Here is a 13,469-nt window from a genome sequence, read left to right as displayed (position 1 = left end):
GCACTGCCAACTGAATAACACATCCCCGTCAATACGGTTCTCGCTGCACGCTTACATTTAATTACACGGCGTATCGTATATCAGATAAAAAGTTCTATAACCTTTCCGATACTTCCGGGAAAGGCAGTCTCGATTATCCGTTACCGGCCACAGCAAGACTCAGTTCGCCTTTCAATCCTGCAAGACTTAACCCGGTATCGGGAAAAGTGAGTCCCCATAATGGCATTGATTATTCCATGCCCATGAACACGAAAATAGTCAGCGTCATCGACGGAAAAATCACCCGGGCCGAATACAACAGTACCATGGGATATTTTGTTGAAGTAACGGGAAAAGCCGGTGTTAAAACTCGCTATCTCCACCTCAATAAAATACTCGTTACTAAAGGGGCCAGGGTTACCCGGGGAGACGCTATTGCGTTATCCGGTAACAGCGGACGTTCATCCGGTCCTCATCTGCATTACGAGCTGGTCATCAATAACAATCCTGTTAACTCACTGGCGTTCCGGGCAGCGGCACCCGCTGATAACAAACTTGAACAGCATGCCTTTGCGCATGCCAGAGACTACGAACGATACCTGGACTGATAACGGGGCCGCGACGCGGCCCCGTCTGCCGGATTAATTTTTTTTATCGTTTTCACTTCCTTGATGTTGATGATCTCCATGCCCTCCGTGGCCGTGGAAAAGATGCATTAGCGGGCAGACCAGCAATAACAGATATGGCCAGTAACCTGCCACATGTGACCAGTGTTCGCGCAGGAGGGCAAATGCCGCAATCGCGGCGACAGCAATAAGCGCATAGGTGGTACTTTTCATACCGGACTCCTTCTGTTAGTAACAGACCCTTCATTCAGGGTTATTTCCCGAGCCTGACACTTTTCAGACGCAACGCATTTGCAATGACGCTAACGGAGGAAAGGGCCATAGCCGCCGCCGCAATAACTGGCGACAGCAGTATTCCATACACAGGATAAAGCAGACCTGCAGCTACAGGCACCCCAAGAGCATTGTAGATAAACGCAAAAAACAGATTCTGCCGGATATTTTTCATGGTGATTTCTGACAGATGACGGGCCCTGTTGAGTATCATCAAATCGCCTTTGAGAAGGGTAACGCCAGCACTTTCTATTGCCACATCTGTACCCGTTCCCATGGCTATACCCACGTCAGCCGCTGCCAGCGCCGGGGCATCATTCACACCGTCTCCGGCCATCGCAACCACATGGCCAGACGCTTTCAGTCGGGTTATCACTGCTTTTTTGCCATCCGGCAGAATCCCGGCTTCAACCTCATCTATTCCCAGTTTCCGTGCGACTGCTTCAGCAGTAAGCTGGTTATCCCCGGTGAGCATAACAATGCGGATCCCCGCCTGACGCAAAGCTTTAAGCGCATCCGGCGTGGTTGCTTTCACGGGATCCGAGATAGCTATCAGGCCTGCAAGGTTCCCGTCTGTGGCCACATAGATAACGGTAGCGCCTTCCATCCGCAACGTATCCGCAACGGCCTTTTGATTATCAATAACGATACTGTTTTCCTGCATAGCCAGTTCATTACCAATAACAACCCGTTGACCTTCGACATCGCCTGAGACACCTTTCCCCGACGGGGCATTGAAATTACTGACGGCAGGTATCACGATCCCCTTTTCATGCGCGGCTCTGACAACAGCCATACCCAACGGATGCTGCGAACCTTTTTCCACTGCAGCTGTTACACGTAAAAGAGATATTTCCCCACCCGGACTGAGACTGATAATCCCTGTCACCGTAGGCGAACCTTCCGTGAGCGTGCCTGTTTTGTCGACAACCAGCGTGTCCACTTTTTCAAGACGCTCAAGGGCTTCGGCATTCTTGATTAACACCCCGGCCTGGGCGCCTTTGCCCACCCCCACCATTATCGACATCGGCGTGGCCAGTCCCAGCGCGCAGGGACAGGCAATAATCAGGACCGACACAGCCGCAATGAGACCGTGCGCCATCCTGGGCTCGGGCCCCCAGACAGACCAGATCAAGAAAGCAACAACCGCGATAAGTATCACCAGAGGAACAAACCAGCCTGAAACGCTGTCTGCCATTCTCTGGATGGGGGCACGCGAACGCTGTGCATCAGCGACCATCTGAACAATTCGTGAGAGCATCGTTTCATCACCGACTTTCTCTGCACGGATGATAAGACTACCTGTCTGATTAATCGTCCCCCCAATGACAGGGTCACCCTTCGTTTTGGTAACCGGCATAGACTCCCCGGTCACCATCGATTCATCAACGGTTGTTTTGCCTTCGATCACGATACCGTCGACCGGAATACTCTCTCCAGGTCTGATGCGGAGCTTATCGCCAGGCAGGACATCTTCCGCATTAATATCCGTTTCATGACCGTCATGATCCAGCCGTCTGGCGGTTTTGGGGGCAAGGTTCAGAAGCGCAGTAATGGCGCCTGAGGTTTGTTCCCGTGCCCGCAGCTCAAGAACCTGTCCCAGCAGAACAAGCACCGTAATAACTGCTGCGGCTTCAAAATAAACGGCCACCAGGCCATCCATGTTTCTGAACGATGCAGGAAACCAGGAGGGGAAGACGGTTGCAATGACGCTGTAAACCCAGGCTACGCCGGTCCCCATTGCAACAAGGGTAAACATATTCAGGGAGCGGTTACGTAACGACATTCCGGCCCGGGCGAAGAATGGCCAGCCACACCACAACACGACAGGGGAGGCCAGAAGCAACTGCAGCCATGTGTTGTACTGTGGCGGTACTGTATTCCTCAAGTCGGGAAACAGATGAGATCCCATTTCGAGTACCAGAACCGGAAACGCCAGCAACAACCCCAGCCAGAAGCGTCTTGTCATGTCGTGAAGTTCATCACTCGGCCCCGTGGATGCCGTAGCTACGAGCGGCTCCAGTGCCATTCCACAGACAGGACAGCTTCCGGGACCACTGCGGCGTATCTCCGGGTGCATCGGACATGTCCACACACCTTCAGAATTCTCTTTTTCCGCCTGGTTGTGAGGCTGTTTTATCTGATCAGGGCTGACTTCGTGATGATCGTGGTGATGGTGATGGGAATGTTCACTGGCATCTTCGGTAAGATAACGATCGGGATGGGCTTTAAATTTACTCTCACAGCTGGCGGAGCAGAAATAAAGTTGGTGGTCCTGGTATCGAATGCTGCTGTGCGCCCTGTCGGGCAGGATGGCCATCCCGCACACGGGATCTCTCACCTTATGCAATACGTGGCCCTCGTCCGGGGATAATGTCTGCTCAGAAGCAGTCTGGTTGTTGTGTTGCACTGCATTGTCATTTTTCACAGTAACTCTCCTTATGCATACCGAAGCATCTTCTGTCTTCAGGGTATGTCATGGATGCGATTACCACGAATATCGCCGGCACAGGAGTGCCTGCTACCGGCGTCCCGTTATCAGCCGTTCCGCTGACTATTCGATTCGCTGGAAGACTTTTTTACTTCCATCCGGTGAGAATGCGATAACATCGTAAGCCTCTTTTCGGGCTCCCATCTCCATTCCAGGACTTCCTGCTGGCATACCGGGGGTGGCGAGACCGTATATACCCGAACCAGACTGCATTGCCTTATGTATCGTTGTCGCAGGCACATGGCCTTCAATGATCAAATTACCGGCAACCGCGGTATGACAACTTCGTAGTCCTGCAGGAATAGCATGCTTTTCTTTCAGGGCTGACAGCGCCTGATCATTCATGACGTGAGTTCGTACTTCAAACCCGTCTTTTTCCATCGCTTTGCCCCACAGGGAACAACAGCCACAGTTTTCAGATTTGTACATATCAATCACTTTTTCACTCGCCATCGCGGGTAGTGAAAGGCCGAGAGCCAGCGCCATTAGAACCACTTTTTTCATACTCACCTCTGTATATTATCGATATAAACCCTGACGTCAGGGTGAATCAGTAAAGAAGGACACCCACAGGGGGTGCCCTTTCAGGTTCAGGACACGCTTTTTTTATGTCTGCGCAGCCAGATTAATTTGTAGGCGGCAGGAATAATGAACAGGGACAGCAGCGGAGCCGTGATCATCCCACCAATCATGGGTGCCGCGATACGGCTCATGACTTCTGAACCTGCACCGGTTCCCCAGAGTATTGGCAGCAGACCCGCAATGATCACCGCCACGGTCATGGCTTTCGGCCGGACACGCAGTACGGCACCATGATAGAGGGCTTCATCAAGGCCTTCCGGTGTGAACGTCTCTTTACGGGACAATTCCGGGTGCGCTTCAATGGCATGACGCAGATACATCAGCATGACCACGCCAAACTCTGCTGCCACCCCGGCCAGGGCGATAAACCCGGTTCCGGTCGCCACTGACATATGGAAGCCCTGCCAGTACAGGAACCATATCCCGCCAACCAGGGCAAACGGCAGGCTCATCAGAATAAGTAAGGCCTCATCAGCCCGGCGGAATGCCAGATATAACAGGATGAAGATGATCATCACCGTCATCGGTACCATCAGTTTTAATTTCTTATTGGCGTGCTCGAGTAATTCAAACTGTCCTGAGAATGCCACACTGGTCCCCGGTCTCAGTTTCACTTTCTCACTGATGGCCGTCTTAATATCGTTCACCACCGACACCATGTCCCTGCCGCGGGCATCAACATAAATCCAGCTGGCTGGCCGGGCATTTTCGGTTTTCAGCATGGTTGGTCCGGAAACGACCTTAATATCGGCAACATCGCCCAGCGTAATTTGCTGCTTCATTGGGGTCAGGATTGGCATCTCTCTCAACGCCTGCGGACTGTTACGGTAATCCTGCGGATAGCGAATGTTAATAGGGTACCGGGCCACGCCTTCAACCGTCTCACCCACCATAGCCCCACCGATTGCTGAAGAGACGAACAGCTGGACGTCGCCCACAGTCATCCCGTACCGGGAAGCTTTCTCCCGGTTGATATCGATATCGATGTAGCGCCCGCCCTCAAGTCGCTCAGCCAGGACAGACACCACGCCAGGCACGGTTTTGGCTACCGCCTCGATACTCTGCGCCGTCGCGTCGATATCGGACAGAACAGTCCCGGACACTTTGATACCTATCGGGCTTTTGATCCCGGTTGAGAGCATATCAATACGGTTACGGATAGGCGGCACCCAGAGGTTTGCCAGACCCGGTAAACGGACTGTCCTGTCGAGTTCATCAATAATCTTGTCAATTGTCATGCCGGGACGCCACTGATCCTCAGGTTTGAGCTGGATCGTGGTTTCCACCATTTCGAGCGGCGCGGAATCCGTTGCGGTCTCTGCTTTACCGGTCTTGCCAAATACAGAAGCCACTTCAGGAACGCTTTTGATTAACTTGTCTGTTGTCTGCAGGAGCGCTGCAGCTTCTGCCGGAGAGACGCCAGGCAAGGTCGACGGCATATACAGCAGATCGCCCTCGTTAATCTTCGGCAGAAATTCACCGCCCACCTGACTCAGTGGCCAGATAACCGTGAAAATGGACAAGGCCGCAACCAGCAGGGTTGTTTTTGGCCAGTGGAGGACCCGCAGCAGCAAAGGATGATACGCTTTGATCAGCACCCGGTTCAGGGGGTTACTTGTCTCGGCAGGAATTTTCCCCCGGATCCAGAATCCCATCAGAATAGGAATGACGATGATGGCCAGTGCGGCCGCTCCCGCCATGGAGTACGTTTTCGTGAATGCCAGCGGGCCAAACAGACGACCTTCCTGCCCTTCCAGGGTAAAGATAGGAATAAAGGACAGGGTGATGATCAGCAGGCTAATGAACAACGCGGGTCCCACTTCCACGGAGGCGTCGGTAATCACCTTCCAGCGGGTGGCGTTGTCAATCTGCTCACCCGGATGCTGATGATCCCACTCCTCAAGCCGTTTGTGCGCATTTTCAATCATCACAATGGCGGCATCCACCATCGCACCGACGGCAATCGCTATCCCTCCCAGCGACATGATATTGGCGTTCAGTCCCTGGAAGTGCATGACGATAAAGGCGATACACAGGCCAAGTGGCAGAGAAATAATCGCCACCAGGGCAGAACGGACATGCCAGAGGAACAGTGCGCAAACGACAGCAACAACGATAAACTCTTCAAGAAGCTTGTAACTGAGGTTATCAATCGCCCGGTCGATTAACTGGCTGCGATCGTAGGTGGTCACGATTTCAACGCCTTCCGGCAGGCTGGCCTTCAGCGTCTCCAGTTTATCCCTCACTGCCGTGATAACGTCGCGCGCATTTTTACCCGACCGCAGGATCACCACGCCGCCAGCGACTTCTCCCTGGCCGTTCAGCTCGGCAATACCACGCCTCATTTCGGGCCCGGTCTGCACGCGGGCAACATCCCGCAGATAAACCGGCACGCCGTTCTCACCTGTTTTCAGGACGATGTTATTAAAATCATCAATGCTCTGAAGATAACCGCTGGCACGGACCATATACTCCGCTTCGGCCATTTCAACGGATGAGCCACCGGCCTCCTGGTTAGACGATTCAAGTGCCTGTTTCACTTCGGGCAGGCTGATACCGTACTGGGACAGTTTTACCGGATTGACCTGAATCTGGTACTGTTTCACCACGCCGCCAACCGAAGCGACCTCAGCCACGTTCGGGATGGTTTTCAGCTCAAATTTCAGGAACCAGTCCTGCAGAGAGCGCAGTTCTGAAAGGTCGTGTTTTCCGTTGCGATCGACAAGGGCATATTCAAAAATCCAGCCCACACCCGTGGCATCAGGACCGATTTCAGAACTCACACCGGCAGGCAGTTTTCCCTGAACCTGATTCAGATATTCCAGCACGCGGGAACGGGCCCAGTACAGATCGGTGCCGTCTTCAAAAATGACATACACATACGAATCCCCGAACTGTGAAAAACCACGCACGGTTTTTGCGCCAGGTACGGACAGCATGGTGGTGGTAAGTGGATAGGTGACCTGGTTTTCTACAATCTGCGGGGCCTGGCCGGGATAGCTGGTTTTGATAATGACCTGTACATCTGACAGGTCAGGCAAGGCATCGACCGGCGTGTTAATAATCGTCCATGTACCCCAGATGCTGAGAAACAGGGCCCCCATCATGACCAGGAAACGGTTGGCGACAGAGCGCCGGATAATCCATTCAATCATCGTCGTCTCCTCAGTGCCCTGAATGCATATTTACAGGCTGGTCAGACATTGCTGGCATACTGCTTTCTGTTTTTTCAGGGTGGCGCATACGTTCCAGCGCGCCCGTAATATTGGCTTCGGAGTCAATGAGGAACAGGCCACTGACCACCACGGTATCGCCTTCATTCAGGCCGGAACCGATGCCGGACTGTTGCTGTGATTCATGCAGAACGTGGATCTGTTTCGGCACAAACTTGCCTTCATCATCAACAGTAATCACGCGCTGTTCTTTGCCGGTATCGATAACGGCCTGGCTTGGTATCAGCAGCATCTCCTGGCTCTTGGTATTCAGTTTCAGATAGGCATTCATGCCCGGCTTGAGAAACTCATCCTTATTAGAAACCTGGAGACGGACCTGAAGCGTACGGGTTGTCTGATCCACGCTGGGAAGAATGTTCCATTTTTCGACATGGAATGTTTTATCCGGATAAGCCGGTACCGAAATTTCAAACTGCGACGTATCTTTCAGCAGATATGCGATAGATTCTGGCACTGCAGCGCTGATCCAGACCGGGTCCATCCCCTGAATCTGAGCCACTACTTTATCTTTCGAAATATTCATGCCGGTGCGCAGGTCAAACGCAGTAATGACACCATCAATAGGTGCTTTAATGGTAAAACGGGTCTGGATTGTGCGGGTTGAACGCAGCCTTTGAATATCCTCTTCCGGCATACCAGCCAGACGAAGTCGCTCCAGAACCCCTTTTATCTGGGTTGACGTACCGCCTGTACCGGATAACAGCAGGAACTCACTTTGTGCCTCAACCCATTCAGGAATGGTGATATCGATAAGCGGAGTGCCTTTCTTCACATGATCGCCAATCGTCAGGGGATACACTTTTTCGACGAAACCGTCAGAGCGCGCCTGCACAATGACAAACTGATACTCGTTGTAACTGACATTAGCCGGGATTGTCTGGGAATAATTCAGCATTCCTCGCGTGACTTTTTGCGTTTTTAATCCCAGATTCTGAACCTGCGTTGGATCGATACGGATCCCGCCACTGCTTTTATCGCCACTTTCATCAGCATATTTCGGCACCAGGTCCATATCCATAAAGGGAGATTTTCCGGGTTTATCAAATTTGGTATCCGGTTTCATCGGGTCATACCAGAAAAGTACCTTTCGCTCCGGTGCCTTTTGTTCGGTTTGTACTGTTTTTTGTGATGAGTTTACATACTGCCAGGCAGTAACCGATATCAGCCCCCCTGCTATGAGGCTGCTGATAATTATTGCAGCATATTTTATCTTTAAAGAAGCCATACAATTTCTCGCTGAAAAATCAAAACACCTGGCATATGCGCCCGATCATTCATTCACAGTAATCCCTTAATGAATGTTCAGGCGCACTGGATGTATTCGCTCCGGACTGATAATCAGGATTGCGTAACGTTAATGCTTTTGAGTAAGGAGATATTGCCCTGCTGAATAAACGAGAAATCGACATGGTTGCCGGTTTTCAGGGCATTGATAGCGTCGTCTGCATTAACAAAAGTGAAGCGCATGGTCATTGCAGGCCAGCCCACAGCAGGGATTGCTTCGTGCGAAATGGTAATCTTTTTACTATTCATATCAATGTCTTTAACGACACCGGTGCCCTTGATAACCTGCTGTACCGAAGCATCACTGGCAGCATTCATATCGCCATGCTGATGTGTTTCAGCATGAAGACCGGCAGAAAACATGACAGAGAAGGCACCAAATAAAACGGCTTTAAGTGAATTACGCATTTTTAATTTCCTGATTAAATAAATTTACTCTACCCAACCGCCACCCAGCGCGGTAAACAGATTAATTTCGTTAACCTGTCGGGAATAGGTAAGATCGAGAATGGTTTGCTGCGTAGCGAAGAGGGAACGTTCTGCATCCAGCACTTCGATGTAACTGACAGCACCACTTGCATATAATCCTCTGGCACGCTGGAGAGTTATCTGAAGTGAATCAAGATAACGCTGCTGTGACTCAAGTTGCTGGCTAAGGCTGTCGCGCAGCGCAAGCGTGTCGGAAACATCCTTAAAGGCTGACTGAATTTTTTGTTCGTAATTAACCACCGATTGTTGCTGGCGAATTTCAGCCAGCTTCAGATTGGCTTTATTCCTGCCAGCATTAAAAATAGGAATTTCAATTTTAGGGATAAAATTCCACATTCCACTTCCTGACGTAAACAGGCTTGACAGCTCCGTACTGCTTGCGGAAAGACCACTGGTCAGGGTAATGGAGGGGAAAAAGGCCGCTCGCGCTGCGCCAATATTGGCATCAGCCGCTTTCAGCTGATATTCCGCTTCCATAATATCCGGTCGCTGCAGCAAAATTTGTGAAGATAGATTTGGTGGCAATTTTACTGGTGCGATCTCCCCGCCTTTCATCCCTTTTTCTGACGGAAGTGCGCGGTACGTTCCCAGCACCAGTTGCAGGGCATTGTTTGCCTGAGCCAGATCGCCTTCTCGTTTGGCTATTTCGGCGCGGGTACTTTCGATTTGTCCTCTCGCCTGTTCAAGTGCCAGAACGTTCGTACTCCCGGTCACGAGCTGTTGCTCAACGAAAGCATAGGACTGTTCATAATTTTTCAGCGTTTCCCGCGCAATACGGAGTTGTTCGTACGCCAGTTGCTGGCTGAAATAGCTCTGTGAAACGTTGGAGACCAGCAGGATGTGTACGGCACGACGGGCTTCTTCGCTGGCAAAGTAGTTCTGGCGATCAGCCTCACTCATGTTCTTAAGTTTGCCAAAAAAATCGAGCTCATAGCTGAGCTCCAGACCCGCGTCGTACTCCTGTGTGGTCGGCTTGTCACCTTTCAGACCACCGTTGTATGTGATCCCGGATGAGGCATTCAGTTGGGGATAACGATCTGCATCCGTGACGTTGAACTGGGCCCGGGCCTCTTCAACCTTCAGGGCAGCCATTCTCAAATCACGGTTATTATTCAGGGCTTCACCGATCAGCCTGCTGACCTGGGGATCGACAAAAAAGTTTCGCCAGCCCGTATCCTGATAGCTGTTTACCGCAGGCGTCAGACTGTTTTTAGACAATGAAAACTGCTGGGGAACCGGAGCTGGCGGACGCTGATATTCAGGTGCCAGAGAAACACAACCAGCCAGGATGAATATGGTACTGATGCTGAGTAATTTTAATTTGAACATAACGCTTCTCGTACAGGCAGACCTGGTAAATGGTTCAAACGAAGTCCAGAGTATTGATAGGGATACTTTACCGAACGCTCTCTGTTTGCCGGGTGACAGGATAATGACAATGTTGTCATTTTTGCTGTAATCCGTTGATAACGATCGTGGGCGCAATAAAATGACATTAGCAGCCAGCCGGGGAGCATGATGAAAATATTAATCGTTGAAGACGAAATTAAAACAGGTGAATATCTCAGCAAGGGGCTGACAGAGGCGGGGTTCGTCGTGGATCACGCTGATAATGGTCTGACCGGATATCATCTTGCCATGACAGCCGAGTATGATTTAGTCATCCTGGATATCATGCTGCCTGATGTAAACGGCTGGGATATCATCCGTATGCTGCGCAGTGCCGGAAAGGGGATGCCGGTATTACTGCTGACGGCCCTTGGCACGATTGAACACAGGGTCAAAGGACTTGAGCTGGGTGCGGACGATTATCTGGTGAAGCCCTTTGCGTTTGCTGAACTGCTCGCCCGGGTAAGAACCCTCCTCAGGCGGGGAAACACGATGATCACGGAAAGCCAGCTTAAAGTGGCTGACCTCTCGGTTGATCTCGTATCCAGAAAAGTCAGCCGCGCCGGGAACCGCATTGTGCTCACCAGTAAAGAGTTCAGCCTGCTGGAATTCTTCATTCGCCATCAGGGAGAAGTTCTTCCCCGCTCCCTGATTGCCTCTCAGGTCTGGGACATGAATTTTGACAGCGACACTAACGCGATTGATGTCGCAGTAAAGCGACTCCGCGCTAAAATAGACAACGATTACGGGACAAAACTGATCCAGACAGTGCGGGGCGTGGGCTACATGCTGGAGATCCCGGATGCATAGCAAACCGTCCAGACGACCTTTCTCACTCGCTCTGCGGCTGACCTTTTTTATCAGCCTGTCCACAATACTGGCGTTTATCGCCTTCACCTGGTTTATGCTGCATTCTGTTGAAAAGCATTTTGCCGAGCAGGATGTCAGCGATCTGCAACAAATCAGCACCACACTGAGCCGTATACTCCAGTCCCCGGCAGATCCGGATGAAAAAAAAGTAAGCAAAATAAAGGAATCAATTGCCAGCTACCGCAACGTTGCCCTTTTGCTCCTCAATCCCAGGGGTGAAGTGCTCTTTAGCTCAGCTCAGGGGGCGGCACTACGCCCGGCAGTGAATTCAGCAGATTTTAGCGAGCACAGCCGCGCACGGGATGTCTTTCTCTGGACGGTGGAGGATCCTGCGGGACCGATGGATACCGGGTCCGAAATGAAGATGGAAACATACAGGATTATCGCCTCCTCTGGTCAGGCGATATTTCAGGGCAAACAGCAGAACTATGTCATGCTGACTGGCCTATCCATTAATTTCCATCTCCATTACCTCGATGCGCTGAAAAAGAACCTGATTGCGATTGCCGTCGTGATAAGCCTGTTGATTGTTCTGATCATTCGAATCGCTGTCCGTCAGGGGCACCTGCCCCTTCGTAATGTCAGCAATGCCATTAAAAACATCACCTCCGAGAATCTTGATGCGCGACTGGAACCGACACGCGTTCCCATTGAGCTGGAGCAACTGGTTATCTCGTTCAATCATATGATTGGAAAGATTGAGGATGTCTTTACCCGCCAGGCCAATTTCTCTGCCGATATCGCGCATGAGATCAGAACGCCCATCACCAATCTGGTGACGCAGACTGAAATCGCACTGAGTCAGGATCGAACACAGAGGGAACTTGAGGATGTCCTCTATTCCAGTCTTGAAGAGTATAACCGGATGACCAAAATGGTCAGCGATATGCTGTTCCTGGCACAGGCAGATAATAATCAGCTGATACCTGACAGGGTCATGTTTGACCTCAGAGCGGAAGTCATGAAAGTCTTCGAGTTTTTCGAAGCCTGGGCCGAAGAACGCAATATCACGCTCAAATTTAACGGGATGCCCTGCCTGGTTGAGGGAGATCCACAAATGTTCAGAAGGGCGATCAATAATCTGTTATCCAATGCCCTGCGTTATACCCCGGAGGGACAGGCAATCACCGTCTCAATAAGAGAGCAGGAGAGCTTTTTTGACCTTGTGATTGAAAATCCGGGGAAACCGATCCCTGAAGAACATTTATCAAGGCTGTTTGACCGTTTTTATCGGGTGGATCCATCCAGACAACGAAAAGGAGAAGGCAGCGGCATCGGCCTTGCGATTGTGAAGTCAATCGTGGAAGCACATCACGGAAGAGTGCAGGTGGAATCAGACGTACGCTCCACGTGTTTTATCTTATCCGTGCCCAGACTGGAGAAAATGATCCCGGAAACCCAATGCTGAAAATAAAGATGTAAATGACAAAGATGTCATTAGCCTGTCATGCAGCAAACAGAAGCCATTCGATATAATTAGTGCAACTTATCAGGAAGGCTGGATTGCTTCATCAATACCCGGCGTCAGAGTACGCCAGGAAATGAATATCCAGCCCTCTTCCGGAGAAATAAACGCTGCCGAACTTGTTTCAGTTATGGAACTGAAAACACCGGTTGTACTTCCCCGGACATCACTAATTCAGAAATGGAGAGTTATCATGAAAAATATCGTATTAGCATCTTTGCTGGGCTTTGGTTTAATTTCATCGGCCTGGGCCACTGAAACCGTGAATATCCATGATCGCGTCAACAATGCACAGGCTCCTGCTCACCAGATGCAGTCTGCTGCGGCTCCTGTCGGGATCCAGGGGACTGCTCCTCGTATGACCGGTATGGACCAGCATGAACAGGCCATTATTGCTCATGAAACCATGACGAACGGGTCGGCGGATGCGCACCAGAAAATGGTGGAAAGTCATCAGAGGATGATGGGAAGTCAGACCGTTTCCCCTACCGGGCCGTCAAAGTCATTCGCGGCAATGAATGAGCATGAAAGAGCTGCAGTTGCCCATGAATTTATGAATAACGGTCAGTCCGGCCCACATCAGGCCATGGCCGAAGCGCATCGTCGTATGCTCAATGCAGGCTGACGGCGATGGTAGTATCTTTGCAGTCCTGATTTCCTTGATAGATTTTTCCGTAACCGGATATATTGCAACATCTTTGCCCCCTACAGGGGGCATTTTTATCAGATTCTGGGCTTTGTTGAATAAATCAGATTTCGGGTAAGTCTCCCCCGTAGCGGGTTGTGTT

General features: G+C 51.1%; 10 protein-coding genes and 1 pseudogene. 4 read left to right on the top strand and 7 right to left on the bottom strand.

Annotation, left to right across the window (positions count from 1 at the left end):
- Window positions 1–56: 56 nt before the first annotated feature.
- Window positions 57–587, top strand: a pseudogene (locus ABLU50_RS15375) (peptidoglycan DD-metalloendopeptidase family protein); the annotation flags it as partial.
- A gap of 33 nt (window positions 588–620) precedes the next feature.
- Here the strand turns inward: ABLU50_RS15375 and ABLU50_RS15370 are convergent.
- The 7 genes from ABLU50_RS15370 to silC form a co-directional block, all read right to left on the bottom strand.
- A complete protein-coding gene (locus ABLU50_RS15370; RefSeq protein WP_000843497.1) occupies window positions 621–818 on the bottom strand; it encodes a DUF2933 domain-containing protein in 198 nt (65 codons plus the stop codon).
- Between the two features lie 40 nt (window positions 819–858).
- Window positions 859–3,306: an Ag(+)-translocating P-type ATPase SilP gene (silP, locus tag ABLU50_RS15365; RefSeq protein ID WP_004098955.1), complete on the bottom strand. Its 2,448-nt coding sequence runs from the start codon at window positions 3,304–3,306 to the stop codon at window positions 859–861.
- 126 nt (window positions 3,307–3,432) lie between these two features.
- Window positions 3,433–3,873 carry a DUF411 domain-containing protein gene (locus ABLU50_RS15360; RefSeq protein ID WP_000758228.1) on the bottom strand — a complete coding sequence of 147 codons (441 nt, stop codon included), beginning with the start codon at window positions 3,871–3,873 and terminating at the stop codon, window positions 3,433–3,435.
- Window positions 3,874–3,959: 86 nt separating this feature from the next.
- Complete coding sequence (gene silA, locus ABLU50_RS15355) at window positions 3,960–7,106, bottom strand: Cu(+)/Ag(+) efflux RND transporter permease subunit SilA (RefSeq protein WP_004098958.1); 3,147 nt, start codon at window positions 7,104–7,106, stop codon at window positions 3,960–3,962.
- A gap of 10 nt (window positions 7,107–7,116) precedes the next feature.
- On the bottom strand, window positions 7,117–8,409 hold the full coding sequence (gene silB, locus ABLU50_RS15350; RefSeq protein ID WP_004098959.1) for a Cu(+)/Ag(+) efflux RND transporter periplasmic adaptor subunit SilB: 1,293 nt from the start codon (window positions 8,407–8,409) through the stop codon (window positions 7,117–7,119).
- Window positions 8,410–8,522: 113 nt separating this feature from the next.
- Entirely contained in the window at window positions 8,523–8,876 is a 354-nt protein-coding gene (gene cusF, locus ABLU50_RS15345; RefSeq protein ID WP_001246153.1) for a cation efflux system protein CusF, read from the bottom strand.
- A 24-nt stretch (window positions 8,877–8,900) separates the two neighbouring features.
- Entirely contained in the window at window positions 8,901–10,286 is a 1,386-nt protein-coding gene (gene silC, locus ABLU50_RS15340) for a Cu(+)/Ag(+) efflux RND transporter outer membrane channel SilC (protein WP_000475512.1), read from the bottom strand.
- Between the two features lie 189 nt (window positions 10,287–10,475).
- Here silC and silR point away from each other — a divergent pair, with 189 nt between their 5' ends.
- The 3 genes from silR (at window position 10,476) to silE (ending at window position 13,306) form a co-directional block, all read left to right on the top strand.
- Window positions 10,476–11,156, top strand: coding sequence for a copper/silver response regulator transcription factor SilR (silR, locus tag ABLU50_RS15335; protein WP_001572351.1), 681 nt, complete (start codon window positions 10,476–10,478; stop codon window positions 11,154–11,156).
- Entirely contained in the window at window positions 11,149–12,624 is a 1,476-nt protein-coding gene (gene silS, locus ABLU50_RS15330; protein ID WP_330190449.1) for a copper/silver sensor histidine kinase SilS, read from the top strand. Before silR ends, silS begins: the two co-directional genes overlap by 8 nt.
- A gap of 250 nt (window positions 12,625–12,874) precedes the next feature.
- Window positions 12,875–13,306: a silver-binding protein SilE gene (silE, locus tag ABLU50_RS15325; RefSeq protein WP_004187113.1), complete on the top strand. Its 432-nt coding sequence runs from the start codon at window positions 12,875–12,877 to the stop codon at window positions 13,304–13,306.
- The last annotated feature ends 163 nt before the right edge of the window (window positions 13,307–13,469 follow it).

It is taken from the genome of Klebsiella sp. GG_Kp173, assembly GCF_040062415.1.
GTDB lineage: Bacteria > Pseudomonadota > Gammaproteobacteria > Enterobacterales > Enterobacteriaceae > Klebsiella > Klebsiella quasipneumoniae.
This window is presented reverse-complemented; position numbering and strand designations above follow the sequence as displayed.